Here is a 24791-nt window from a genome sequence, read left to right on the forward strand (position 1 = left end):
TTGTTCAAATTATACCTCAACTTTACGCCAGATCGCCTTTGGGCTGCCATCGGTATAGGTGAACCGAACCTTACATTTGGGATAAGGTTGCGTTCGCATTATTGTTCGTATGGCGCTCGCATGATGCTTGCATGCTGGTGAAAATAAGACCCTTTTATGTCCTTATTTCTGCAAATTCGCTTCTTCCCCTCAAAATAACGACGCTTTTGGGCCTTATTTGCTGGCAAACTCGGTAAAAAGCGCCTAGTTGCCCTTGAAAAGCAAAAATAACGGACAAAAATGTCCTTATTTATTTAACCTTCGTATTTTCGGGCCCGATAAGGCCCTTTTTGGTCGCTATTTTTCACCGCTAAAAAAGACACACCCTTCTCAGGATGTGCCTTCATTGATGTTATGCGCTTTGCGCAGAGTTAAGCTGACCGTTGTCCCTTCACCGGGCGTAGACTTCAGCTCCACGTCATGGCCTAATTTCCTGGCGATTTCCCGCACGAGATACAGGCCCATGCCTGTCGACTCCTGGTACTGCCTTCCCCGCTCTCCCGTAAAATACGGATGAAACACCCGATCGATATCCTCCGGAGCAATCCCGATGCCTTCGTCGCGAATATGCAGCTTGATGTGCTCCCCGGCATCTTCCGCGGTCAGATGCACCGATTTGCCGGGTCCGCCCGAATAATTCACCGCATTGGTCAAAATCTGGCCGAGCATGAATCGGAACCATTTGGCATCCGTAAAGACGCGCACCTCTTGACCCACCTCAAACCTCGGCGTAATTCCTTTGCGGATGAACAGCGTGCGATTCTCTACGACGGCTTCTTTTGCGGCTCCGAGCAGGCCGACGGGCTCGACCGCAAAATCCTGTTCGAAATGCTCCAATCGGGCGGTATACAGGACCATGTCCAGGCCTTTTCGGAGCCGGTCCAGCTCCTCGCGGATGCTTTCGGCCGGCTCGTCCTCCACGTCGGAGAGCGTCAGCTGGATCACGGAGATCGGTGTTTTCATCTGATGAACCCAACGGTTCATGAAGGTCAGATGCTGCTCGGTCCGGCTATGATCCCGGTGAAGCTGTTCGCGATACAACCGCTCGAATTGTTCGAGCCGCTCGTGAAAAGCCTCGGGCAGCGCAGCCTCCCCCAGCGGCGGGTTGAACAATTCCTCCGGAGGATGATCCGCGGAAAGCGATTTATACATCGCCCGATGCGTAACATATCGATATCCGAGATAGACCGCCAGTACCGAGCCGCTTAACAGAATACCGTATAGGACAATCCTGAACGGGCGGCCTTCCCCCGTCAACCCGTAAACGAACGGGACAAGCAGCATTTGAACCGTAAAAAACAGGATCAACGGCAGCTGATCTTTCCAGAACAGCTTCATACCGGAGCCTCCTCTTCCGCAACTATCCGGTACCCGGCACCCCGGACCGTTTCAATACGGGCTCCCGCTCCCAACTCTTTCAGCTTCCGGCGCACCCTCGTAATATAGACGTTCAGCGTATTGTCGTCGATAAAATGCTGATCCTCCCACATCATATCCAGCAGCCGTTCCCGGCTGACGACCCGGCCGGCTTTTTCCATCAGCATCGTGAGCAGCTCGGTTTCTTTTTGCGTAAAATCGGCCGTACTCCCTTCACAGGATGCCATAAAGCGCTCCGGATACAGCACGATTCCCGCATACTCGATCGTCCGCTCCTGCTCCCGCCCGGTAGCGTATGCGCCCACGGCCCGACGGAGCTGACTGCGAATTTTGGCCATCACAATCTCCATGTCAAACGGCTTCGTCATGTAATCGTCCGCCCCGTTTTCCAGAGCCATCACCTGATCCATCTGACCGTCGCGCGCGGAGATAAAAATGATCGGACACAGCGACTTCGCCCGAATCTGCCGGCACCAATAGAACCCGTCGAACTTCGGGAGATTTACGTCCAGCAACACCAAATCGGGGTTCGTTTCCAGGAACGTATCCAGTACCCGGCTAAAATCCTCGACAATCCACACGTCAAAGTCATATTTCATCATGGACGAGCGCAGCTTGTTCGCAATTTTCATGTCGTCCTCTACGATTAGGATCGTATACATCTAAATCCAACTCCCTTCCCAGCGGAGCATTCCTGTCTTATTCACTATACCGAAAAAAAGTCGGAGAAGGAAACCGAGTTTATCGTTCAAATATCAAAAAGACAGCCCTCGGATGAGAACCGCCTTTTGACAAAAAGGAATTCTCTTGTAAAAATTCAAGTTCAAGATCCCTTAACCTTGTCCTCTCCAAAATAAAATCCTTTAAGCTGTGCATCGAAGAAACCTTTTAAGTTTCCTTGATGAATCGAATAAATAGCTTGCCTATTTATAAAGTCCGTTGTTGTGACATATATTGTTTCCAAATATATTGAATTAGCAGTTCTGTGTTCATTTTTAATTTAAAGGAAATCCCTGCGCTAATGCTGCTGTTTGGCGGGATCCGGTTTACCTTCATCATTTCCGATTCAGGTACGGAATTTATCCAGCTGACAATACGCCGAATATCGTCTTGGCTTATTTCTACATCGATCCAGTTGATGAATGCGCCGTCTCCTTTTTGCTTATACTCTACCTTTAACATCTCGGTGCTTGATATTTGTTTTATATGAAGATGCCTTAGGCCAGATTTACCTGTGACATTGTTCAAACCAACGAATAAAAAAGGTATTGCACCCATGAGAATAAGCAGAATAACACTTGTTCTTGCTTTCGTGAATTGGATTTTGATCGTAGTCCCTCCATTTCATCTAAAAAAATGGTGTTAACTTTCTTTGCTATTGAGATAACTTAATGGTTGAAACCATTTCCGAAAAAATACCGAACTCTGTGCTTCCCTTTTCCATATCGCCGCTTACTACCAATAAAGATCTATCCTTATCTTCAAAAATCACAAAAACTTTTGTCATTGTTACGCCGTTATCTATAAATTCCATACGGACTTGGCGGGCTTTCTGGCTATTTATATTCATCCTGAATTTCGAAAGTAACATCGTCTGAAAAACAAGAAAAGGGCTCCAATTCTTTGGTAGAATGGTGTTTGTCCAGAACATCACCTACAAAGAAAGGAGCACCTTTTAGATGAAGTCTACCACACCCGTCAGCAAAATCAAGACCGAATTTACCTTGCAAAACGCCTCAAATGTTGGAGGAAGCAAAATCTTTCTGGAATATCTCGAAAAAATCAAGCTCGGTAAGGCTTTGCAGAATTTAAATTGTACCAAGCAAGGCAATTCCCTGTTCCCTGTTTTCCGCATCCTGCTCTATCTCATTGTCGGCTGGATACTCGGATGCGAACGCCTCTTTCATTTCCGCAGGCTGCAACATGACGCGCTCATCCGGCGGTTTCTCGGCGGGCGCTGTCCGCATCACACCCTGCTGTATAAGGAACTGGATCGACTCAGCAAGACCCGCCCAACCTTAACGCTGGATTTGCGAAAGCTGAATCAGCAGATTATTGCACCCTGTCTGCCTTCTGAACTCATCGTGGACCTAGACTCCACGGTAGAAACGGTATACGGTCACCAAGAGGGGGCGGCAGTCGGCACGAATCCCCACAAACCCGGACGTAAAAGTTACCATCCGCTGATGGCGTTTGAGGGCCAGTCGCGCCTGTGCCTGAATGCAGTACTGCGTGCTGGGAATACGCACGCTTCCACCGATGCAGCCGCCTTCCTCCGTCAGATCTTTGAGTTGCTTGGTGACCGTCCGGTAAAGTACGCCCGGTTTGACAAGGGATTTGGCGGCGAAGACTTCTACAGCCTATGGGAAGCCAAGCGAATCGGGTATGTCGGGAAATTGAAATGGACGCAGCGACTTCAGGCCGAAGTAGGGCGATGCCGCTACTGGAAGCGGTTTGTCGATGAGGATTGGGTCATCGAGGGGATCACCCTGATCTACCAAGCCACCTCATGGAAGAAACCGCGCCGCGTTGTGGTGATTCGTAAAGCGCAGGTGTTTGACGGCGATCAAGCTCGGCTTCTCCTCGATACGGACTGGCATTACGAAGCGATCGTCACCAATCTCGAGTGGGAGCCGATCGACCTTTGGCGCTTTTACAACCAGCGTTGCTGCATGGAGAACTATATCAAAGAAGCCAAACGCGGCTTTTCCATCGATCGAATCGCTAAAGGTGACTTTACCGCTAATGAAATCGACCTGCTCATCAAGCTGCTCGCCTACAATCTCTACGAGAGATTCAAGCGAGACTGTTGCGAACCGGTCCATCAAGGGTATACGATTGCCCGGTTCCGTCTAGAGTTTTTCCACTGTGCAGCTACGATGATTCAGCATAGCCGACAAGTCGTTCTGAAACTGGCTAAAGATTTCGCGAACCGCTGCGCCTGGCAACGTATCGCCGCCAAAGTCGCTGCCTTAGAATGACGTTTACCACAAATTAACATGGAAACCGTTTAGCCCTGTCTTATGGGGAGGGGGAAAGACTACCCTCTTTTCAGAATCGTCGCGTAATCCAACTGGGTATTTCCCTGTTTATTACAGTTGTTGCCCACTAATCCTGCTACAAACTGGCCACCATTATGGGCTTTCGAAATTCAGGTTCATTTGTTACTGGCTATTTTTTGATTCCCCAAGGTCTTCTATGTATGATTCAATGTATCTATTATATTCTTCTATATTTTCGCAATCCTCTGTCTTCATCAAAATATCGACGAAACGACCCAGTCATGGGCTCTTATCTTTGCTGGGTCGTCTTGATTCTGGGCTTATCCAAGATAATATATTGACAACCAAAGAGTCATTCCATTTCGATGCCGAGCTCGGTAGCCCGATTTTTCAGTTTTTGCATATACTTTCTCTCGTTTTCCCGAGCGGCGGACAGAAGTTCATTGGCGCTTGTTATTTTAGACATATCGCCGCTATCGATCGCAGCCACGATCTCCGAAAAGGCTTGCACTTGCGAAGATAGAGCCTGAATCATGATTTCGTGGGTTTCTTGAAATTCTTGATCGATAGTAAAAGAGATATCTTCAAAAGATTCTTGAAGATTGACCGCCTCAGGAAGAGCATCCTCATATACGATAGTTCCAAAGTCCAAGTCTGTAATTTCCCCATTGACGGACATTGCCCTCAATTCGTCCCATGCAGCCGCAAATTGCCCAACCTCTGCAAGAGTAGGTGAGACCGTACTGATATAGTTCTCGAAGGATTTGTTTTTTTTGGCCTGCTCGATACCTTTCGGTGCATCCTCATTATCAGGGTGAATTTCGAGCGCACTCTCAAAGGCTTGAATCGCTTTATCGTATTTACCTTCATCAATTGCTGTTTTTGCATCCTCAACCAAATTTTCGGCTTCTTTGATTTTGGCTTCTGCCGCCGACTTTTGCTGCAGCGCTGTCTCGTTGTCCGAATCCAGTTCCAACGCTTCATTATAAGCAGCAATCGCTGCCGTATAATCCTTAGACGTTAACGCCTCGTCTCCTTTGGCGATGGCATCTTTCACTTTTTCACCGTTGCCGCAAGCCACCATCACCAACATCATGACGCAAACGAGAAATGTCATCATAACGCCTTTTTTCCATCTGCCTTTACTCATCTTTCTTACAACCCTTCCAAATATATTATGTCGAATGAACTGTCGATACTTGTATATTTGTTTTCTTCACAAGAAACGCCCCAACCTTTGATAGCTATCTTAGGTTGGGGCGTTTCTTGTCTAAGCTTCTTGCATCGAACCATCATAAATACCTGTGCCTCATATTGCATCTGTGGATCAACTATCTCCCATGTAATCTATCCCATTCCTTCCAAGACATGATTTTAAGATCAGGCCTCGGCTTGTCATTTAACATAGCAATAAATTCGACAGAGTGCCCATCCGGATCATCAAAATAGATAGAAACTGCGGGCATAAATGGGAATACCATTAAATCCTCGGAACTATTGCCGTAGAAATTGGTTGATTCAATTCCAAGTTTATTTAAGTAATCCCTTGCATTGATGATATCGTCTAGGTCAACTCTAAAAGCGAAATGCTGTCGCTTTATATCTTTAGTAGGATAATTTTCTCTAATACCAAGCATGGCTTCTCCAGGTTTACCGACCCAGTAAAACTTCGACTTTCGATCCCGATCCTCATGTAATGGGATTATGTTCAACAATCTCTCATAAAACGCTGCAGAAAGCTCATAGTTACTCACATTCAAATGTGTTTCAAACAAACCCTTGATCAATTGCACCATTTCCTTTCTTCGTACTCTTTACAACGAAGGTACTCATTAATAACTGCTAATTGTAACATTATACAACTTAACTAGCCCCTATGTTCATATACGAACGACACGTTTCCTATATTAAAATCAAACTATCACCCTGCTCTATTTGCCCGTACCATTCTTAAAAACTGCAATATACTATATCAACCTTTGAAAAGGAGTGATACTAGTTGGCAAATAGTGATGTACGTCTTGCACTTTGGTCTGGCACCAATTTTACCGGTCGCCGGATCCTCTTCAGACGTGGAGGGGTTGCGGTTCGTGATCTGGGAGCCTTTCGGTTTGACAATGTGCTTTCAAGCTTCCGACTCAGAAATGTTGTGCAAAGGAACCAAGTAACACTTGTATTGTTTTCGGGAATTAACTTTCAGGGGTCCTTCCGGGTGTTCCGTGGCAGTCAAAATGTGGCTAACTTGGGCAACTTTAATTTTAACAACGTCACATCTTCGTTTATTTTGGTAGGCCGCAATCTCACTAACACGGAAATAGCTCAAATTCAAAGCACTGGAAGACCGCCCCAAGACATTGTTATTATAAGACAATAACACTAAATAATATGGTTATTTTTTAAGCACAACATAGACCCAGGATTCCTTACTCGGGGACTGCCCCCATAAAGTAAGACAAATTAAAAACACCTTCAAGAGAATGTAACCATGTCATCAGATATGGAGACAACCTTGGAGGTGTTTTTACGTCGGCAACAAAAGTAAGTTTTAACTATACGCTAAACTGTTTTAAATGATGGTCCAGATGTTTGTGGCTGGGTTGTTTATTTCTCGGGTCCATTTTTTTGAAAAGTAATTATTTTTTGTATTAATGTTTCTTTCTCCACATCAAAGTCTCTTTCATCTACAATTATGGTATTTGGAATCGTGGACATATTCCGAGGAAGCGGAACATTTGCGAACCCGAGAGGGTTAGTAGTTTTACCAATCTATTTCATTATATATGTCTTTCAAATACCGGTTTTCTATTACAGCCTTTTCAAATAGTTCTTCTGAGTTACTGAATTTTTGAGTAAAACTATCCTTATTTCTTGTAAAATAAACTCCATTTTGATTTCGGCTGATCCAGTAATCCAACTGATGATGATAAATCAAAAATTCTTCTCCCCAGCTTACTCTCTCTTTTAATTCTTGAAATTCTTCATTAGTCATGGTTTTGAATCCTTTCATTAGTTACAATCATCGTTTTTATTTCTTCAATTCACTAAAAGTATCGAATACTTTACTTCTTTCTTCAAATATCATAGATGCCATTTGCCAATCCTGATTCAACAGAGATTTCTCTTGTTCATCAACATCATCATCATTCTCATTAAGAATACATATTGAACAATCAGTTCCCGTGTACGCAACAAAACGGGTTGAACCAACACTTCCAATCTCACTAACACTATCTAAAAAGTCTAGTTCATCAGATATTGAAGATTCTGTTGATATTGAAAAAAGATATAGACCTTGAGGTGAATCTGTATCTAGTGAGTCTAAAAAATTCTTACTGGTTTGGCTTTCCCCTATAAAGAAAAAATCTATGCCAGCATTATTTAATGCATCAACAATATGATAAGATCCCTGCCAGGAGTCAGGAATATTTAAGGAAAATCCCAGTCTAGGATTAGTATATATTGTATATTCTTCTTCTACATTCACATAAGAATCAGTTGCTTCCGATGTTGAAGTATCAGTAGTTGAGTTAGTTTGTGACTCTTTCGTCTCGAGCGGATCAATGGAGTTAATTATTTCATGATTAGATGATGGATTTGAACAACCAAGGATCGTAATTATTGTTGAAAATATTAGTAATGCAGATACTAATCTCGACATTTTCTCCTCCTTGCTTAGAGTTCCATGAAATCACTTTATCGAATTATCTCCCGGGCCGCAGCTGTTTGTCCGCATAAGCGCGAGCATCATGTAATGTGAAGTTCTATGACACGCCATTTTCTTTATATTACTAATAAAATTATACCTACTAGTAATGGGCCAGACAAAGCCAAGATCCAAGATTTCTTTCTAATTTGAAGTTGCTGTACCAAGTAAAAGGATAAAGAACCTGTTATGAAAATTGGATAGGCTGGTGGAAAACTAATTGATGATAAAATTCCTAGGAGTAGAAAGCTTGTTAAACCGACCAGAATTTTTGAGGAAACTCTGTTTTTATCAAGAATATAAAAAACAATTAATCCAAGAAAACAAAAAGCGTAGTTATACAATGCAACAAATAGTAACTGTACTTTTATATAATCGTTATTGATCTTTACCATTACAAAAAACAGCAGCGTTGCAATGAATAACGAAAAACCGGCACCTTTAAGATATCTTAAAAACATAGTCATTCATCCCTCCCACTATAAAGTAATGTTTTCTCCTGTTTTCTCACAAAATCTCAATATTTCAACTTTGACAGCTTGAGCGGTAATATCGGAGAATGTAGCCTGTGCACGGACTAGAGTCAGAGCGTAGGCGGGAATAGAGCTTAGGATGTCAGATTCCAAAACTGTGGATGGTTCGGTATGATCGCACAGTTGGATATCCACATTCACCCTTGGGGTTTACCCTCCCATGTCACGCTGGGTCTATGCCCTCACATTCCTTCGTTCTACCTCTCAAGGGGTGGATGCCGATTCTTGCTCCTTTACGGGGTCGATGCCCTTATGGAATGTAGTCCTTCGGCTGCTCCAGTGCTTCCGTTGTCTAAGCTAAATGATAACGAGAGTTAACAGGTCATGCTTTGATTAAGCTGCCACTTGCATCTGAGCCTGACGAACCGGTCCCAATACATCATTTGCATCATATTCTTTCTGTTTGGTTCCCAGCGTAAAGAGAATACGGACTAGCCTTCCACATAACGCGATAATCGATTGTTTCTTCTTTAACGGGTTATGGCTTCTCGTCGTATAGTAATGGTGCAGTGCCTTGAACGCAGGGTTCTTGGCGACCATCGGCATTACGGCTCGAAACAACAGGGCTCGGAGACGTGACCGCCCTCGCTTGCTTATTCCAGTCCTGCCCTTTCTCTTGCCAGAGCTATTCTCTTTCAAGTTCAGACCGGCCAAACGAATGATTTGCTGCCCATGGTCGTAGTTGTGAATATCCCCAACTTCAGCCAGAAACCCTGCTACCGTCACCACTCCGATGCCTGGCACCGACAACATCTGTGCAGTGCCCGGAATACTTTCGAGGATCTCCAGCACCTTTGCCATGGTTGTCTCGAGTTGTTCACTAAACAGGTCGTATTGCTGCAACAAGACGGCCAGTTCAATTCGAGCTGCTTCTACGCCTTCCGTAAGACCGATCGAGGTGGAGGCTGCAGCCACGAGTTTCTCCGCTCGCTTTATCCCCACTCCACGTTTCACATCTGTCTTCCAACGCTCCAGGACGCCTCTGGAGCCTTTTGCCACAATCTCAGCAGGCAGCGGAAACTCTCTGAGCGTCATAAGCGATGCCTTGCCTTCCCAGACTTTGAAGACGCCTGTGTACTCCGGGAAGAAGCGGTCGAACCAATTGACGATACGACCCTTAACCTGCGTAAGGCTAACCGACATCTTTTCTCGGAGATTCATGAGGATCCGGAGATCTGCATACTCTTTTGTCGGTAGATTCGGTTCAGAGTACTTGCCGTTTCGAATGAGATCCGCAATGACTTTCGCATCCTTGTAGTCGCTCTTCGTCTGTGAGTTGTCTTCTAGCTCTTTGCTTTTGTTGACGTGGTGCGGGTTAACGACGACGATTTTAATGCCTTGCTCCTTCAGGTACGCTGCTAACGGGAACCAGTAGTGCCCGGTGGGCTCAATTCCAAAGACGATCTCCGTTTTGGCATGGGCTTCTTTAAGCTCCTTCATCCAAGTCGCAAGCTTCGTCAGCCCGCTTGCATCATTGTGGAACGTACAGTCTTTTCCGAGTTCAATACCGCGGAAATCTACTGCTCGGGCCACATGAATCTTCTTCGCGATGTCTGCTCCTACTACGAGCGTTGAATCGGTAATTTGTGTTATGCGTTGAATCTGTTTCTGCTTAAGTTTATACTTCATGTTGAGTGCCTCTTTCGTATGTGGGATTTGTTCTTGCCGGAACGTTTCCCAGTATACAAGAGGTGCTTTTTTTGTTCAAAGCTCAAATTACTTCATTACAGGAATGGCTCCTTACATAAATAATGGACATTATACAATAACTCACAAGCTCAGAGGCATAGGTGATGTTTTTGAAATAGTAGATTCAAGCGGATAGCCTTGCGAAACTAGCTGCTTCGTGGCAACTCTGTTGGGTCGTAATGTCCTCGGGTTCGTGAATACTAGAACGTTATAGGAAACAGCGCAAAACTAATATACTAAAAACACAGCTTTCACGTATTACCAGGGTGAATATCTCGAAGCGTGATTACGATGTTTTGCAAAGTCAGTTCTACCTTTAGTTTCTTATATTAATTTCCGTTTACATTGTATATCTCGTAAAATGGTATTCCTTTATTTAGTCCGTTGATTAAATTGATCAATCCTTCTTTTCCGCTAATACCATTTTAATTCATTGATTTAATGCTTCTTCCATTGCACCAATTGCCTCAGATAGTGGGATAGACCAAATTCCAGCCCTATTGTTATCAAACTCTGTCTTCCAAGTAGAGTAACCTTCAGAAAAATCCGGCACTTGTTTATCTTGACTTAATATAGCAATTAAACTTTCTTTTAAAGCTATTTTTCCATATGGCAGATGACCAATATTATCTTTAGTTCCTTCTGGCGACTTCATATTTAAACCATTAATTGCTATATGTACGATCGTCTTCTTCAATTTTCAGAATTGTAACATTCGATTCCTCTTCACCTGGGCGTGTGTGATAAGACCATACTTGACCCGCTTTAAAGGTGTCATCTATGTACTGTTCTTGTTTTGTTGTACAGCTTACTAATAACAGAACTACAAAAAGAATAATGAATCTCAGCTTTATTATTTTCATTTTTAGATCTCCTGATTGATGATATTGCGCTCCCTTTAGATGCGCTAGTTTATACAAAAAATTTTATTCATAGCCTCGAGATCAATTATGCTATTACCTTGTTTACTTAAAACTTTTACAGAGTTTGAGCGTCTCCAAACCAAGTAATTATCGTTTTGATCGAAACTAATTATATCGTCTGGAAAGTCCTCAATTTTCTTTAATCCGAAGTGCTTACATAACTCGCTATATTTATTATCGTCGATAATATCATAAGTATCTCTAGTCCTTACATCTAATTCATATTCAAAAACCGTATTCCATTTTTCTTGATTTAGCACTTTCAATATAGCTGCTTCTTCAATATGTGTCTCAAAGTTATTACATTGGATCTCATATCCTAGATAGAATCTCCCCTGCTCGTCAATCGAAAATGTCTCCTGGTATAATGTGTCTGCACATACATAATGACGAACAATAATATCATCTTCAGGTTCAATGATAATGAGACCCTTCTCATTAACAAAGTCTCCTCGACAAGGTTCCTTTTGGAGAATACCAAACGCAATCGGCTCCAAATATGCATGCTCAACATATCCCCCAAATCTCTTCTGAAAATCAATAAGTTTGAAAGTAGGTTGAATTTTTAGAGCCTCAAAAGCCTTTAATATTTCTTTTTCGTCTTTCACAGATTCTTTCCATTTACATTTAGCAAGATATTCTAAACTCCTCTTAGATAATGTCACTTCTCGTCATCCTTAATCATTTTAATTTTAAATATCCACGCACAAATGCGAGACACTTAGGTGTGTTTCAGCTAACATTCTTGTATCCACGAAATAACCCAGCCATAGATAGCTCTTATCTTAGGCTGGGTCGTTTATTGACTGAGCTTCTTCCATGATTATACATCTGTCAACCAAGGGGCGATAGCCCCGCAGCGTCCGGTGTTAGAAAACGTTCCAATCTTCTTCGATTAATCTGACGGGTACTGCCCCTGCTTACTATTGAAATAATCCCAGCAGACTAAGGTTGCGCTATCTTTCACACCCTGATTTACCAAATAATCCAAGATTGTTCTTAACCCAGTTTGCAGATTTTCAGCTTTTATAATGGTGTCGTATAAATTACGATGATTAGTATAGAATTTATCGTCGGTATCCATTACTCCATCGGATTTGATATCAACTAACTTTCTTGTATTCACGAATCCGAGAGGCTTAAGGCAGCGCAAGCTCCCGGGTGGGCTCGCCGATTAGCTAGCAGGTTCCTTTGCCTGAATCCCACTCCCCCCACAAACCTAGGGCTGACCAAAGAGCCGAAGGGCTCCGCATAGTAAATGCAATAGAAATATACTTGCATTAAAAATTATTTACTACCTGATCGTTTTGATCATAGTATTGATAATTGTCAAAACGGTATTCATCATTATTAGTTTGTGGAAGATCAATCCAAGTCACACTTGATTGAATAGGTTTTATAGATTTCTCAACTAATTGATTATTAATCTCTACGGATATTTTTGCAATTTGATTATCTTGATTAGTAACAATCATTATTTTTCTGTTTGATGCTTTATTCATATCAGGTAAATAAAAACCCAATGTCCCCTCATTAGTCACTTCAATATGAATCCACTCATAATTTCCTTTATTATTTCTCTTGAACTCAATATATCCAGGTAGATTGTCAGCCAATATACCTACTATTCTAGTTTCATTAATATCTTTTACTTCCAAAACTGAGATGGATCGATGTTCATATCCATCTATCGTGTGAATAACTTTCTCAATTAGTTCCTCATTGTTACCGTAATATTGTTGTTTTGATGAATTAAATAACAGAACTAAAAAAGTAACCAGTACTAATACAATCGCAATGAAGTATTTCTTCATGTCAAAATGTCTCCTTGGAAATGCTTTACGCTGATTTCTTATAACGTTCAGGCATTCACGAACCCTCACCGGCTTAAGATCCGAAGGATCGGCTGCGGCGAGGTTAAGTGTAAGGTTCTTGCTATATGTTCTAATCCAAACACAGCATTGCTCTCACGTTTGAGTTATCATGTTCATCTACTTCCTGACGAGTTAAAATTCCTTCTATTTCATTATCTGTGTATTCTTCAATATGCTTGTAAATTCGCTCCATAGTTTTTGCTCCTAAACAAAATCTTTACTCATAGCTGATTGCACCTTCTTTGAGTTGCTTAACAGATTGTATTAAGAAGTTATCCAATAATGACACAATCAGCTGTACATTTCGGTTTTTCGGCATTAAGATAAAAGTCTTCTGCTTTCCAATATCGATTTTTAAACTTGTCTATCACTTTCTGAGCTTTCACACTTTCCCGCGAAAATCGAGTCTCCCTGGGACAATCCAAGTATAATGTAAAATCCAGGTAGTCCCTCCATTCCTTCCTCTGTAGAAAAACTCCTTCAACAATAATTATACAAGTATCAGGAATAACTGTATTTTGTATTACATGCTGATCAGAACTAGCATCATAAACGGCAAGTGAAATGGTCTTATTATCCCGTAATTTTTTAAATAGATTATGGTGTAAAGATTCAATGTCCCATTGCAAAAAGTAGTATTCAAACCATTCATCATGTCCGGTGTTATAACGTTTACCACGGCTCAACAATATAATCATCTAAATGAAAAACTAACACCTCGTTAATCCTTGCGCGTAAAATATCTTTCAGCTTGTTCGTCAGAGTTGTTTTTCCAGAACGACTTAATCCATCTAAGCCAAGTATGTATCTTTGTCCTGTACTCCAATAGATTCTTTTTCTGAAGTATGGTCATGAACTTTCCTCAATTCTTCAATTGCATATTCAATTCAACTATGAGTGGCATGTGATCACTGGCACTTATCCAACTAGCGTACTCCCCAACAGTTACTTTTGTGATTAGAGCAATTAATTCTTCTGAAAGAAAACAGTAATCAATATGATATGGTCTATCTTGTTTCCGATACATGTAAAGAGTTGGTTGACTTTCTTGACCGTGATTCTCGTTAAAATAATGATGATAAGCGCTTGTTATCTGCTTTTCTTTTAAAAAATTCACTACATCTGAATAGTTAACGTTATTCTTTGGATGATCCCAAATTGCATTGCTGTTGAAATCACCGACCAAAACCGTATCTCTTCCGATTTCATTTTTATAATAATTTATAGCATGCCATACCTGGCCGATATATTGGTTTTGACGATTGACTTTATCATCCATCGCCCAAATTGCAAATAATATAAAATTGTCAGGTCCGCTAACGGATATGGGTATGACATATTTAAAGGCTTCATTATATTTCTCATGCAGCTTAAACTTGTAATTTGTAAATGAAAAAATGCCAATGCCTTTAGATTCATTATTACCAAACCAAAGAACGTTCTCTTCCGGACATGGAAATCCATCTAGCTGTAAGCGCTCTGGATTTTCACATTCCTGAATAATTAAGACATCCGGTTTGTATTGAGAAATATATGATATCTTTTTGCGAAAAGCCATGTTGCAATTCCAACTGGCTATTATCATCGCATAGGTCCCCCCCAATTAACACTTGTTCCGCCTTTCGCCTAACATCTCTGTGTTGTTCCCGACGTCGAGAGGCTTAAGCAGCTAAACCTTCAAACGCATCAATCGGCTCGGATGATGCTCTCAAATATTCTTCTTATCCGTAAACTCAACACAAAAAGGTTGCAATTCAGGCTTTAGGCAGTACTCTATTCTTTGTCTAAAATCTTTCCATTCTACTTTTTTGAGTGCTTCTTCGATCGGGAAAAAACCTACATCCAAACTTTCAGGTGATTTAGTTAATTCTCCACCAATTGGCTTTGCTAAAAATAATGTATTGCAAATTGAATTTCCTATGTTCTGAAATATCCCACAGAATTTTATAATTTCGATATCTATTCCTGATTCTTCTTTTGTTTCTCTAATGGCTGCTTGACTTAAGGATTCACCTTCTTCTACTTGACCACCCGGCATCTCCCAGCCTCTTCTGGGGCCTTTTATAAGTAACATTTCATTCTTGTCATTCAGCACAATGGCTGCAGCAGAGAGTATATGTTTAGGTGGGTTCATTCTTTCGCTCCCTTTTTGTTTTTTAAACGTGTTTTTAAATGTGTATCGCAGGTTGCTTTCTCCAAATACCCTTGTATATACTTCAATACTTCTTTGTTATTCTTTACTGCAATTCTCTTCTCTGAGTAAATCTCGGTTAATTCTAAAATATCTTTTAAATTTTTCTTATCAAAGTCCTTATTCCATATAAATAGCATTTCGTATAAATTCTTTAACGTTTGTTTATAATTCCATGGCTCTATACCAAGTCTTGATTTAATAAATCTTTTAACCACTCTATAATCCCTTAAAAATCTATTAGGTTGTATTATAAAAACCAGATCTGCCTTCTCAAAACTCTCCTGTCCCCATTTATAATGTACCCCTTCGATTATCCATGCTTCTGTATTCAAGATCTTCATTAAATTGGAATCTCTTATTTCAATCGGGAATCTAAGATTTTCTTCACTTCTATCCCATACCAAATTGTCAAGTTCATAGTAATTTACTCCATACCTCTTTGATATTTCTTTAGCTATATAGGATTTACCGCTACCACAAGCTCCAATAATGCGGATCTTGATACTGTTCTCCTCCTTGAATTAGCGACCTTGGTCTGAATGGCCTAATGTGTGTAATCATAATCTCTTAACGATAATTCTCGAATGATTATACTACTATCCTTTATTCTCATAACTTGCTTCGGTTTATTATGTATCCAACCCTTATTTAAACAGTACTCAATATAAAAGAAGTATTATATTTCACTGAGTAAGCTCTAAATAAAACCTCATAGGGTTTCTCATCTATAACACAAATAAATTTACTATGTCCTACTATAATTGGTATTGGTTTTTTTTTGAATACTTTCATTACTCACCTCAAACTACTTACTGCAAATATGTCTGATAACATTCCGTGTTCACGACGCGACCCAGCCTTAGATAGCTAATATCTTAGACTGGGTCGTGTTGTTGTTTAATCTGCTTCCTTAATTATACATCTGACAACCGAGGGCGATGTCACGGTCATCTTATCGTCTTGTAAACGAGTCCTATGGCACCAGAATCAAAGGTTTTGTTTTCGATAAGTTTAAGATTGACCTTCTCCTTGAGACCTTGGAACAACGGCAAGCCGCTTCCGATCAGGACGGGAGAAACCGTAATTTTATACTCATCTATTAAATCAAGCTGCATAAGGTAATGTGCGAACCTTGGACTGCCGAGAATAACCATATCCTTGCCTGGCTGCTGTTTGAGGTTCTTGATCTCTGCCTCAACATCTTCTTTCACCAGTCTGGAATTGTTCCATTCTACTTTCTCCAGCGTCGTGGAAAAAATGACTTTGTCTGTCTTTTCGATCCACTCGGCATGATTCCGTTCATGCTCCGAAGCTGCTGGATTCGAAGGCACGGAAGGCCAGTAACTGTACATCATCTGATAAGTCCCGCGTCCCCAAAGGACAGTGTCCGCAGTACTCAGAATTTCCTTGGCGTGTTTTTCCAAGTCAGCATCGTAGGAAACCCAGCCAATGTCCATTTCACCATTCGGCCCTTCTACAAAACCGTCAAGCGATGAGTGCAGAAATAAAACGAGTTTTCTCATTTTCAATTCTCCTTTGTCATGAAAGATCATCATTCCACAATCTTGTGACTTCTTTTAATTCTAAGTCTTCAAAAAGCATTCTATAAATATCCGGTTTCTTTAATTGATGCAAAAAATCCAAGCCATAAGCTGGATCAAAATGATTCATCATCAAAGTCATTACAACACCGTGGGTCCCGACTGCTATCTTCTTCCCTTTATGCTCTTTTAGTATGGGTTCTAGAACTGCGATTGCTCTTTTCTGACATTCAGCATTAGACTCTCCACCCATTAAGGCATAATCAGGGTCATTAAAACTCTCTTTAATACTAGACATTAACTCTGCATTTTCAATAGGATCTGCCGCAAAATGACGCTCTCTAAGATCTTCAAATATTTGAACATCTATGTTTAAGTGCTTGGCCAATCCCTCAACACTAAGAATTGCCCGTGTATAAGGGCTTGATATAATCATGTCTATTCCTTCATCTATTAGTATCTTCGTTACCTTTTCTATATCGACCTTTCCTTTTGGGGTAAGCGCTCTTGTTCTTTCATCTCCATCAGTATATGGTGATTCTCCATGCCTAACCATATATATAGTTGTCTTCATACGGCCTCCCTTATTTATTTCGCTTCCCATTCTGTATTTATAATTCCACGTCTAATATTCCATTCTTTCAGCATTTTCCTTTGTTTATTCTCTAAATCCAGACTTGGTGATGCTATGTAATTGATTGTATTAAATTGATTTATGAAATGAGGGCCTTCTTTCATTCGTCTTATTGCTCCATATTCATCATCATCAGCTGCCCAAACGACTTGTTTAATTCCTGATAGCAAAATGGTACACGTACACATTGGGCACGGCTCGCAAGTTGTATATAGAGTCAAATCGTTTTTCTTAAATCGTTTATTAGGTGTATCTAACAAGATGTGTCCAGCCTTCCTGATTGCATCCACCTCTGCATGTGCGGTGCAATCCTCCTGGGTGAATACTCTATTTCTCCCTCTACTAACTACTTTGCCTTCATTATCAACAATCACTGCCCCAATTGGATATGTCCCTTCACTCTCTGCTAACGTTGCTTCTTCAAATGCTAATTCTAAATATTTGAGATGATCCGTAATCATGAAGATTATCCATCCTTTTTGTTTTTATAGCATTGCAATTATTTCAGCTTAAGTTGTTGTATTCGCGAAACGCCCCAGCCTTATATAGCTCTTATCTTAGGCCGGGTCGTGTGTGGGACTAAATGCAACACGTTTAAGCCATCAACTTTGCTGACACTACCATTTATACCCAATATACACCATACGTAAATTTGAGGAAACCGCAAAAAGAGCCTAGCACACTATGGCAGGCAGGCTCACGATCATTCTCTTATTATCCTACAATTCATTCCAAACCAGGTTTACAAAAACGCCCCAGCCTTAGATAGCTCTGATCTTTGGCTGGGACGTTTATTTTGAGCTTATTTTCTTGTCTGGAAGATTGAGCTTGAAACACGTTAAGCAAAACGATTACCAATTACCCCGCCCCCAGCACCTCGGTCGTCCAATTGTTAATCAGACGCTCGCGGTTTTGGCCGGCCCAGTCGAGGTCGTAGGGGATGACGTTGAGCTTCTCCAGCGGAATGGCTTCCTCGGGCGCGACGGCGTCGCGATTGGTAAGCTGCTGGTAGTTGCCTACCTGCTTGCCGAGCTCCTGGGCTTGCTTGGTCAGCGCCCAGTCGACAAATCGTTGGGCTTCCTCCTGTTGCGGGCCGCCCTTGATGATGCCGACGGCGCCGGTCTCGTAGCCCGTGCCTTCCGTCGGGAAGCCGATGATGAGGTTTTGGAAGCCCTCTTTGTAGAACTTCAGCGCGTCATGGGAGAACATGACTGCCGTCCCGACCTCTCCCATTCCAACGGTGCGTCCAGGGACACTGCCGGAGGTAGTGTAAATGACATTCTGCTGATGCAGCTGACGCAAGAAGTCAAACGCTTCGTCCTCGCCGAACAGCTGCACGAGCGTCGCTAGCATGGTATAGGCTGTTCCCGAGGAGCGTGGATCCGCCATTGAGATCATGCCCCGGTATTCCGGCTTCAGCAGATCGTACCACGATTGAGGAGCCTGCAGACCGACCTCCTGCAGCCAGGTTTTGTTGGAGACGAAGGCGATCGCTCCGACATATATGCCGGTCCAATACCCTTCCGGGTCGCGATATTCCGGCGGGATGGCCCCTACATTCTTGGATACGTACGGCTCCAGCAGACCTTCGGACTTGGCCTGGATGAACGTATCGGCCGGCCCGCCGAACCAGATGCTCGCTTTGGGGGAATTCCGCTCCGCCCGAATTCTCGACAGAATCTCTCCGTTCGACATGCGCACATAATTTACTTTGATACCGGTCTGCTTCTGAAAAGTCTCCATCGCCTTGATCGCATGGTCCTCATACAATCCGGCATACACGGTCAGCGTGCCTTTGCTCTCCTTACCGCAGGCAGAAAGAAGAAATGACATCAGCAGGGAGAGCAGCAACGCGGACAGCGCTATTTTTCTCATGCAATCCCTTCTTTCTTGGCGTGATGTCATTTCTTCGGTTGTGTACAGAAGTTAAATTACATGAAGGGCGTCCTCCGCAAACTGTAGCGATACGGAAGAGCCGACCGGGTACACCTTCTCCTGAATCGGGTTATGCTCGGTAATCTGAAACAGCTGGCCTTCGAACAAAACCTCGTATTCCTGGGTCTGGCCCATGAACACGCTTTTCTGCACGATGCCCTGGTGGCTTGTGCCTTTAGCCAGGGTGACGGCTTCCGGACGGATCACCACGGTCACGCGATCCCCCGCTTTGTGCCCATCGCGGCGAATCCGCAGCACACCCGATGCTGTCTCCACGAGCAGCCGGCCGTCTTCCGTTCCCTTGACAGTGCCTTCCAGGAAGTTGGCGGTTCCGATGAAATCGGCCACGAACTTGGTCTTCGGACGCTGATAAATTTCCATCGGCGTGCCGACCTGCTCGATCTTTCCTTTATTCATGACGATGACCTTGTCGCTCATGCTCATCGCTTCGCTCTGGTCATGCGTTACATACACGGCGGTGATGCCGATCTGCTGCTGAATGCGGCGGATTTCATCCCGCATCACAAGGCGCAGCTTCGCGTCGAGGTTGGACAGCGGCTCATCGAACAGCAGCACGCCCGGCTCCATGACGAGCGCTCTGGCCAGCGCCACCCGCTGCTGCTGACCGCCCGACAGCTGGTTCGGCATCCGATCCCGGTAATCCTGTAAATTCATTATATCCAAGACGGATTCAATTTTCGAGATCATTTCGGATTTGGCCATTTTCTTGATTTTAAGCCCATATGCGATGTTGTCGAATACGTTCAGATGCGGAAACAACGCATACGATTGGAACACCATCGTGCAGTCCCGGCGGTTCGGCGGAATTTGGTCCACCGCCTCGTTTCCGAAGTAGATGTGCCCCTCGGTGATGTCCTCGAATCCGGCGATCATGCGGAGCGTCGTCGTTTTGCCACAGCCGGACGGACCGAGGAGGGTGACGAACTCGCCTTCTCCGATGTCCAAGTTCACCCCGGAGACAGCGTAGGACTTCTCGCCTCTATCGTTCGTGAAGGCTTTCGATATATTTTTCAATGTGACGGATTTAGCCATTTCCACATACCTCCTTAAGGATGGACGCGGCCGCTTATGCGGACCGCTCTTTGCCGCCCATCCATCTCACGAGCAAGTTTAACAGAATGAGCGCCACGATCATGATCAGGATCAGAATCGTACAGTAGGCGCTTGCGACACCGATCCGGCCGGCTTCGACCTGCGCCAGAATCGACGCGGTAATCAGATTGTACTTGGCCGAGATGAGGAAAATAACGGCGCTCATCGCGGTCATGCTTTTAACGAAGCTGTTCACGAGACCGCTGAAAAATGCGGACTTGATCAGCGGCAGCACAACACTGGTGAACACTTTGCTTCCGCTGGCGCCGAGATTCGTCGCGGCTTCCTCGATGCTCGGATCGATCTGCTGCAGGGCCGCGACCCCGGAGCGGATGCCCACCGGCATGGAGCGAACTACGAATGCGGCAACGATAATGATGCCGGTTCCGGTCAGCGCTAACGGCGCTTTGTTGAACGCAAGAATGTACCCGATCCCGATGACCGTACCCGGTACGGCGATGGAGAGCATGCTTATGATTTCCAAAGCTTTTTTACCGAAGAAACGTTTGCGGACAATCAGGAATGCGATAATCATGCCCAGCAATCCTGCAATCGGCGTGGCGACAATGGCGAGCGTCAGCGTATCCTTGATCGCCTTCTGTCCTATAGAGAATACATATTTGTAATGATCCAGCGTCAGGCTGTTGTTGATGCCCCACAGCTTGATGAACGAACCGATCGGTACAAGGGCATAGAAGGCAATAACGGCGAACGACATGATCATACAAAATGTGAATAGTCCATGTTTTATCGCCCCGGACTCGATCATTCTCCGTTGTCCGGTAGGCTTGCCTGTGACGGTAACGTAGCTTTTTTTGCCGACCCAGAAATTTTGCAGAATATAGACGATGATCGTCACCGTCAGCAGCACCATCGCCAAGGCGGCCCCGGCTTGCAAGTTGTAGCTTCCGACAGCCTGCAAGTAGATCTCTCTGGCTACGGTGGAGTAGTTCCCGCCGATCGTCATCGGGTTTCCGAAGTCCGCAAGCGACTGAACGAACACGAGCAGGAACGCGTTGGCGATTCCCGGGACGGACAGCGGCAGCGTGACGCTGATGAACGTCTTCAGCCGGCTGGCCCCCATGTTCTGACTGGCCTCCTCCAGTGAGGGGCTAATCGAACGCAATAGTCCGGACAATGTCAGGAAGGCAATTGGGAAAAAAGAAAGCGTCTGTACAAGAACCAGGCCATGCAGCCCGTAAATATTCGCATTTTCAAGTCCCAGCAAGTTTTTCGTAATCAGCCCCTGCTTCCCGAGAAGCAGCATGGCGGACAAGGCAATGACAAACGGCGGTGAAATGACCGGCAGAATGGCAATGCCGTTAAAGAGCTTTTTGAACGGTACCTTTACATAAGCAAACGTATATGCAAAAACATAGGCAATCACGGTGGACAACGTCGCCGTCAGGACGGCCAGCACGAGGGAGTTGATCAGGGCGTGGAATAATCCGCCCCCGGACAGCACCCGCTGATATCCTTGTAAGCCAACTTCGCCGGTGGACCCGACGAAGCTGGACTTTGCGATTTGGAATAGCGGATAGACGATAAAAACGAGTAAGCAGAGCATGACCAACACGATGAGAATCGGCAGGAGCGGCTCGCGCTTGAATCTCTTGAACATGGCGCTCATTCAAGCTCTCTCCTCTCTGAGTTCAAACTGTTATTATTTCTTAACTTCGGCACTCCATTTGTCGATCAGGCGCTGACGCTCTTTACCGGCTTCAACGACGTCGTAATCGATCGTATTAATTTCGGACAGATTAACGGCTTGCTCTGGTCCAACGGCATCCGGGTTCGTCAGATTCTGGAAGCTGCCTACGGTTTTACCCAGCTCTTGAGCGGCCGGGGACAGGGCCCAGTCTACGAATTTTTGCGCCAGCTCTTCGTTCTTCGTGTTCTTGATAATGCCGATCGAACCCGTCTCATAGCCGGTTCCGTCCTCTGGGATCGTCATTTCAAGGCTGCTAAAGCCTTCTTCCTGGTACTTGATAATGTCATGCGCGAACAGGATGCCTACGCCGGCTTCGCCCATACCGACCATCCGGCCCGGTGCGGCGCCGCTCGTCGTATACTGCTGAACTTGCGGATGCAGCTTCTTGAGGTATTCGAAGCCCTTCTCTTCGCTGCCCATTACCTTCAGCACCGTGTACATCGCGGTGTACGCGGTTCCGGAGGAAGCCGGGTCCGCCATGACGATTTCGCCTTTAAACGCCGGGTTGAGCAGATCTTCCCATGTCTTCGGGGCTTCTACGCCTTTTTTGGCCAAAAATTCTTTATTGGAAGCAAAGCCGACCGCGCCGACATAGACGCCTGTCCAATTGCCGTCCGCATCTTTATACTTCGCATCGATCTTCTCGGCAACCGGCGACTTGTACGGCTGGAGCAGTCCTTCCGAAGTCGCTTGCACGAAGGTGTCGGCCGGTCCGCCATACCAGACGTCCGCCTGCGGGTTATCCTTCTCCGCCCGGACCTTGGCGAGAATCTCGCCCGCCGACATCCGGATCATGTTGGCTTCAATGCCGGTGTCCTCGGTGAACTTCTTGATTGCGGCGACCGCGTGGTCTTCCTGGAATCCGATGTATACCGTCAGCTTGCCTTGCGGCTTCGCCGGAGCGGCATCTCCGCCTCCGTTAGCTGCTGGTGCAGCCGTGTTACCGCCTGAAGATCCGCAGCCCGTGAACAGCAACGCGGCCATCGTCAAAGCGGAGATTGTGCTGATCCATTTTTTCTTTCCCATCTGTAAAATCCCCCTTCAATGTTTATGGCTTAATTATATTGGTTGCGCTTACAAACCTGTGAGTCCAAGTCTCTGCCACTTCTCGCGGCAATAAAACAGACACACGAAAAAGCCCGATCCCCCTCTGATGAGGATGAGATCAGGCTCTCGTACTGCTGTTGTTTTAGAGGCATAACATATATTTTCCGAGGCGAGTACCGGTGTTATTGGAACCAGCTGAACAGCTGATGCACCAGCACCCCGATGACCGAGAAATCGCTGTCGGCAAAAGTCGCGCGCAAATATCCGAGGTTCGTCAGCAGCGGAATGAGGAATGCCGGCAGAATCGTAATAACGAATCCGTGGATCAAGGAGGACACGATCAACCCTTTGCGGCCGCCGATTTGATAAGCGATAACGCCCGCCGCGCCGCCAGCGAAGAAATGCGGGATGACTCCCGGAATAATGACGGTATACTGCACCTGCAGCAGCACGACCATCGCCGCCAGGCCACCGGTGAAACTGAGCAGGAATCCGATCATCGCGGCAAACGGCGAAAATTTGAACAGCACCGGGCAATCCAGCGCAGGAATCGCGCCCGGTACGACCCGGTCGGCAATCCCTTTGAAGGCGGGCACGATTTCGGACAACAGCATGCGCACCCCTGCCAGAATCACGTAGCAGCCCCCGGCGAACCAGGTTGCCTGTATCAAGGACACAACGAGAATATGCCGTCCCGAGAACATCTCTTCGATCCCGCCGGGCGAGATGAACAACCCGGAGAAGAGGAACAGCACGAAGGTAAACACCGTAATGACAACCATATGATCCTGAAAAAAAGAGCGCAGCTTCTGCAGCCCCTTCGACTCCGGCGGCTCCGGTCCCTTTTTGAACCAGGAAGCGACGAACCCGGTCAGCACATAGCCGATACTGTTGAAATGTCCCACCGCAAAGTCATTGTTTCCCGTTACCCGCCGAATATATGGCTGAGAGATCATGGGCGCCAAGGACATGCACAAGGCCAAGACGATCCCCCCGGCAACCGCGACCTTCCATAGCGGCATCGACATCGACACGAGCACTCCCGCGAGAAGCGAAGCCATGAAGAGCATATGGTGTCCCGTTAGAAAAATATATTTGATCCGCGTAAAACGGGCGATCATCAAGTGGACGATCATCCCGGCCAGCATAATGAGCGCGATCTCCTCGCCGTAATTGATCTGTGCGAGCGCCGTAATCGTCTCGTTATGCGGAATGATCCCGATGATTTGAAATCCCTTCTGGATGACCGCCGATAAATTGGATAGGGACGAGCCGGCGGCGTTCGCACCGATCTGGAGCAGCGTGTAGCCGAGCATCGTCTTGATCGTGCCGTGGATCAACCGTTGGAAGGGCTGCTTCTGCAGCAGCAATCCGAGAAACGCGATTAACCCGAGCAGCAGGGCAGGCTCCCCAAGCAGTCCCTTGCTGACCAATTGCGTTGCGTTCATGGGCAACCCCCGCTTTTGTCTGTAAGTT

Annotated in this window: 27 protein-coding genes; 2 read left to right on the forward strand and 25 right to left on the reverse strand. The window is 44.9% G+C overall.

The features are described 5' to 3' along the window. Positions 1-369 precede the first annotated feature (369 nt). Both ACSFXJ_RS16520 and ACSFXJ_RS16525 read right to left on the reverse strand, forming a co-directional pair. Positions 370-1377 (reverse strand): sensor histidine kinase, encoded by a 1008-nt coding sequence (locus tag ACSFXJ_RS16520; protein ID WP_435921429.1) that lies wholly within the window; start codon positions 1375-1377, stop codon positions 370-372. Continuing rightward, positions 1374-2078 carry a response regulator transcription factor gene (locus ACSFXJ_RS16525; RefSeq protein WP_435921430.1) on the reverse strand — a complete coding sequence of 235 codons (705 nt, stop codon included), beginning with the start codon at positions 2076-2078 and terminating at the stop codon, positions 1374-1376. The genes ACSFXJ_RS16520 and ACSFXJ_RS16525 overlap by 4 nt, the downstream gene beginning before the upstream one ends. A gap of 1017 nt (positions 2079-3095) precedes the next feature. Between ACSFXJ_RS16525 and ACSFXJ_RS16530 the strand changes: the two genes are divergently transcribed. Further along, a complete protein-coding gene (locus ACSFXJ_RS16530; protein WP_435921432.1) occupies positions 3096-4397 on the forward strand; it encodes an IS1380 family transposase in 1302 nt (433 codons plus the stop codon). Positions 4398-4770: 373 nt separating this feature from the next. Here ACSFXJ_RS16530 and ACSFXJ_RS16535 read toward each other — a convergent pair whose 3' ends face one another. Both ACSFXJ_RS16535 and ACSFXJ_RS16540 read right to left on the reverse strand, forming a co-directional pair. After that, positions 4771-5568, reverse strand: coding sequence for a hypothetical protein (locus ACSFXJ_RS16535; protein ID WP_435921434.1), 798 nt, complete (start codon positions 5566-5568; stop codon positions 4771-4773). 181 nt (positions 5569-5749) lie between these two features. Further along, positions 5750-6214 carry a VOC family protein gene (locus tag ACSFXJ_RS16540; protein ID WP_435921435.1) on the reverse strand — a complete coding sequence of 155 codons (465 nt, stop codon included), beginning with the start codon at positions 6212-6214 and terminating at the stop codon, positions 5750-5752. Between the two features lie 203 nt (positions 6215-6417). Between ACSFXJ_RS16540 and ACSFXJ_RS16545 the strand changes: the two genes are divergently transcribed. Then, positions 6418-6792, forward strand: coding sequence for a hypothetical protein (locus tag ACSFXJ_RS16545; RefSeq protein WP_435921436.1), 375 nt, complete (start codon positions 6418-6420; stop codon positions 6790-6792). A 384-nt stretch (positions 6793-7176) separates the two neighbouring features. Here ACSFXJ_RS16545 and ACSFXJ_RS16550 read toward each other — a convergent pair whose 3' ends face one another. The 21 genes from ACSFXJ_RS16550 to ACSFXJ_RS16650 all read right to left on the reverse strand — a co-directional run bounded on the left by ACSFXJ_RS16550 (position 7177) and on the right by ACSFXJ_RS16650 (position 24763). Continuing rightward, complete coding sequence (locus ACSFXJ_RS16550; RefSeq protein ID WP_435921437.1) at positions 7177-7407, reverse strand: hypothetical protein; 231 nt, start codon at positions 7405-7407, stop codon at positions 7177-7179. 36 nt (positions 7408-7443) lie between these two features. Then, complete coding sequence (locus tag ACSFXJ_RS16555; RefSeq protein WP_435921438.1) at positions 7444-8076, reverse strand: hypothetical protein; 633 nt, start codon at positions 8074-8076, stop codon at positions 7444-7446. 122 nt (positions 8077-8198) lie between these two features. Next, a complete protein-coding gene (locus tag ACSFXJ_RS16560) occupies positions 8199-8588 on the reverse strand; it encodes a hypothetical protein (protein WP_435921439.1) in 390 nt (129 codons plus the stop codon). A 399-nt stretch (positions 8589-8987) separates the two neighbouring features. Continuing rightward, on the reverse strand, positions 8988-10283 hold the full coding sequence (locus ACSFXJ_RS16565) for an IS110 family transposase (RefSeq protein WP_435921440.1): 1296 nt from the start codon (positions 10281-10283) through the stop codon (positions 8988-8990). Between the two features lie 490 nt (positions 10284-10773). Then, entirely contained in the window at positions 10774-10998 is a 225-nt protein-coding gene (locus ACSFXJ_RS16570; RefSeq protein ID WP_435921442.1) for a hypothetical protein, read from the reverse strand. Between the two features lie 10 nt (positions 10999-11008). After that, complete coding sequence (locus ACSFXJ_RS16575; RefSeq protein WP_435921443.1) at positions 11009-11206, reverse strand: hypothetical protein; 198 nt, start codon at positions 11204-11206, stop codon at positions 11009-11011. 44 nt (positions 11207-11250) lie between these two features. Then, positions 11251-11931, reverse strand: coding sequence for a hypothetical protein (locus ACSFXJ_RS16580; RefSeq protein ID WP_435921444.1), 681 nt, complete (start codon positions 11929-11931; stop codon positions 11251-11253). Positions 11932-12546: 615 nt separating this feature from the next. Beyond that, the gene (locus ACSFXJ_RS16585) at positions 12547-13080 is read right to left on the reverse strand and encodes a hypothetical protein (protein ID WP_435921446.1); all 534 of its coding nucleotides are present in this window, start codon (positions 13078-13080) and stop codon (positions 12547-12549) included. 130 nt (positions 13081-13210) lie between these two features. Then, the gene (locus tag ACSFXJ_RS16590; protein ID WP_435921448.1) at positions 13211-13333 is read right to left on the reverse strand and encodes a hypothetical protein; all 123 of its coding nucleotides are present in this window, start codon (positions 13331-13333) and stop codon (positions 13211-13213) included. Between the two features lie 79 nt (positions 13334-13412). After that, positions 13413-13826 carry a kinase gene (locus ACSFXJ_RS16595; RefSeq protein ID WP_435921450.1) on the reverse strand — a complete coding sequence of 138 codons (414 nt, stop codon included), beginning with the start codon at positions 13824-13826 and terminating at the stop codon, positions 13413-13415. A gap of 176 nt (positions 13827-14002) precedes the next feature. Then, entirely contained in the window at positions 14003-14725 is a 723-nt protein-coding gene (locus ACSFXJ_RS16600; RefSeq protein WP_435921451.1) for an endonuclease/exonuclease/phosphatase family protein, read from the reverse strand. A gap of 123 nt (positions 14726-14848) precedes the next feature. Beyond that, the gene (locus ACSFXJ_RS16605) at positions 14849-15274 is read right to left on the reverse strand and encodes an NUDIX hydrolase (RefSeq protein ID WP_435921453.1); all 426 of its coding nucleotides are present in this window, start codon (positions 15272-15274) and stop codon (positions 14849-14851) included. Next, entirely contained in the window at positions 15271-15675 is a 405-nt protein-coding gene (locus ACSFXJ_RS16610; protein WP_435921454.1) for a hypothetical protein, read from the reverse strand. The genes ACSFXJ_RS16605 and ACSFXJ_RS16610 overlap by 4 nt, the downstream gene beginning before the upstream one ends. A 606-nt stretch (positions 15676-16281) precedes the next feature. After that, entirely contained in the window at positions 16282-16857 is a 576-nt protein-coding gene (locus tag ACSFXJ_RS16615) for a dihydrofolate reductase family protein (protein ID WP_435921455.1), read from the reverse strand. 16 nt (positions 16858-16873) lie between these two features. Continuing rightward, positions 16874-17449: a histidine phosphatase family protein gene (locus ACSFXJ_RS16620; RefSeq protein WP_435921456.1), complete on the reverse strand. Its 576-nt coding sequence runs from the start codon at positions 17447-17449 to the stop codon at positions 16874-16876. Between the two features lie 14 nt (positions 17450-17463). Continuing rightward, positions 17464-17970, reverse strand: a complete 507-nt coding sequence (locus tag ACSFXJ_RS16625) for a nucleoside deaminase (RefSeq protein ID WP_435921457.1) — start codon at positions 17968-17970, stop codon at positions 17464-17466. Positions 17971-18367: 397 nt separating this feature from the next. Then, the gene (locus ACSFXJ_RS16630) at positions 18368-19384 is read right to left on the reverse strand and encodes an ABC transporter substrate-binding protein (protein ID WP_435921458.1); all 1017 of its coding nucleotides are present in this window, start codon (positions 19382-19384) and stop codon (positions 18368-18370) included. Between the two features lie 51 nt (positions 19385-19435). Further along, positions 19436-20497: an ABC transporter ATP-binding protein gene (locus tag ACSFXJ_RS16635; protein WP_435921459.1), complete on the reverse strand. Its 1062-nt coding sequence runs from the start codon at positions 20495-20497 to the stop codon at positions 19436-19438. A 34-nt stretch (positions 20498-20531) separates the two neighbouring features. Then, the gene (locus ACSFXJ_RS16640) at positions 20532-22187 is read right to left on the reverse strand and encodes an ABC transporter permease (RefSeq protein WP_435921461.1); all 1656 of its coding nucleotides are present in this window, start codon (positions 22185-22187) and stop codon (positions 20532-20534) included. Positions 22188-22220: 33 nt separating this feature from the next. Next, complete coding sequence (locus ACSFXJ_RS16645) at positions 22221-23294, reverse strand: ABC transporter substrate-binding protein (RefSeq protein WP_435921463.1); 1074 nt, start codon at positions 23292-23294, stop codon at positions 22221-22223. A 203-nt stretch (positions 23295-23497) separates the two neighbouring features. After that, on the reverse strand, positions 23498-24763 hold the full coding sequence (locus ACSFXJ_RS16650) for a PTS ascorbate transporter subunit IIC (protein WP_435921464.1): 1266 nt from the start codon (positions 24761-24763) through the stop codon (positions 23498-23500). Between the last annotated feature and the right edge of the window lie 28 nt (positions 24764-24791).

Source organism: Paenibacillus salivarius, assembly GCF_051307165.1.
GTDB lineage: Bacteria > Bacillota > Bacilli > Paenibacillales > Paenibacillaceae > Fontibacillus.

Bases quoted from the DNA above. Each gene is read 5' to 3' on its own strand.
- ACSFXJ_RS16575 (WP_435921443.1), bottom strand. From the start codon at position 11,206: ATGAAAATAATAAAGCTGAGATTCATTATTCTTTTTGTAGTTCTGTTA.
- ACSFXJ_RS16615 (WP_435921455.1), bottom strand. From the start codon at position 16,857: ATGAGAAAACTCGTTTTATTTCTGCACTCATCGCTTGACGGTTTTGTA.
- ACSFXJ_RS16620 (WP_435921456.1), bottom strand. From the start codon at position 17,449: ATGAAGACAACTATATATATGGTTAGGCATGGAGAATCACCATATACT.
- ACSFXJ_RS16540 (WP_435921435.1), bottom strand. From the start codon at position 6,214: ATGGTGCAATTGATCAAGGGTTTGTTTGAAACACATTTGAATGTGAGT.
- ACSFXJ_RS16625 (WP_435921457.1), bottom strand. From the start codon at position 17,970: ATGATTACGGATCATCTCAAATATTTAGAATTAGCATTTGAAGAAGCA.
- ACSFXJ_RS16535 (WP_435921434.1), bottom strand. From the start codon at position 5,568: ATGAGTAAAGGCAGATGGAAAAAAGGCGTTATGATGACATTTCTCGTT.
- ACSFXJ_RS16650 (WP_435921464.1), bottom strand. From the start codon at position 24,763: ATGAACGCAACGCAATTGGTCAGCAAGGGACTGCTTGGGGAGCCTGCC.
- ACSFXJ_RS16530 (WP_435921432.1), top strand. From the start codon at position 3,096: ATGAAGTCTACCACACCCGTCAGCAAAATCAAGACCGAATTTACCTTG.
- ACSFXJ_RS16525 (WP_435921430.1), bottom strand. From the start codon at position 2,078: ATGTATACGATCCTAATCGTAGAGGACGACATGAAAATTGCGAACAAG.
- ACSFXJ_RS16630 (WP_435921458.1), bottom strand. From the start codon at position 19,384: ATGAGAAAAATAGCGCTGTCCGCGTTGCTGCTCTCCCTGCTGATGTCA.
- ACSFXJ_RS16635 (WP_435921459.1), bottom strand. From the start codon at position 20,497: ATGGCTAAATCCGTCACATTGAAAAATATATCGAAAGCCTTCACGAAC.
- ACSFXJ_RS16570 (WP_435921442.1), bottom strand. From the start codon at position 10,998: ATGAAGTCGCCAGAAGGAACTAAAGATAATATTGGTCATCTGCCATAT.
- ACSFXJ_RS16610 (WP_435921454.1), bottom strand. From the start codon at position 15,675: ATGAAGATCTTGAATACAGAAGCATGGATAATCGAAGGGGTACATTAT.
- ACSFXJ_RS16555 (WP_435921438.1), bottom strand. From the start codon at position 8,076: ATGTCGAGATTAGTATCTGCATTACTAATATTTTCAACAATAATTACG.
- ACSFXJ_RS16645 (WP_435921463.1), bottom strand. From the start codon at position 23,294: ATGGGAAAGAAAAAATGGATCAGCACAATCTCCGCTTTGACGATGGCC.
- ACSFXJ_RS16590 (WP_435921448.1), bottom strand. From the start codon at position 13,333: ATGGAGCGAATTTACAAGCATATTGAAGAATACACAGATAATGAAATA.
- ACSFXJ_RS16600 (WP_435921451.1), bottom strand. From the start codon at position 14,725: ATGATAATAGCCAGTTGGAATTGCAACATGGCTTTTCGCAAAAAGATA.
- ACSFXJ_RS16520 (WP_435921429.1), bottom strand. From the start codon at position 1,377: ATGAAGCTGTTCTGGAAAGATCAGCTGCCGTTGATCCTGTTTTTTACG.
- ACSFXJ_RS16585 (WP_435921446.1), bottom strand. From the start codon at position 13,080: ATGAAGAAATACTTCATTGCGATTGTATTAGTACTGGTTACTTTTTTA.
- ACSFXJ_RS16560 (WP_435921439.1), bottom strand. From the start codon at position 8,588: ATGACTATGTTTTTAAGATATCTTAAAGGTGCCGGTTTTTCGTTATTC.
- ACSFXJ_RS16565 (WP_435921440.1), bottom strand. From the start codon at position 10,283: ATGAAGTATAAACTTAAGCAGAAACAGATTCAACGCATAACACAAATT.
- ACSFXJ_RS16640 (WP_435921461.1), bottom strand. From the start codon at position 22,187: ATGAGCGCCATGTTCAAGAGATTCAAGCGCGAGCCGCTCCTGCCGATT.
- ACSFXJ_RS16605 (WP_435921453.1), bottom strand. From the start codon at position 15,274: ATGAACCCACCTAAACATATACTCTCTGCTGCAGCCATTGTGCTGAAT.
- ACSFXJ_RS16550 (WP_435921437.1), bottom strand. From the start codon at position 7,407: ATGACTAATGAAGAATTTCAAGAATTAAAAGAGAGAGTAAGCTGGGGA.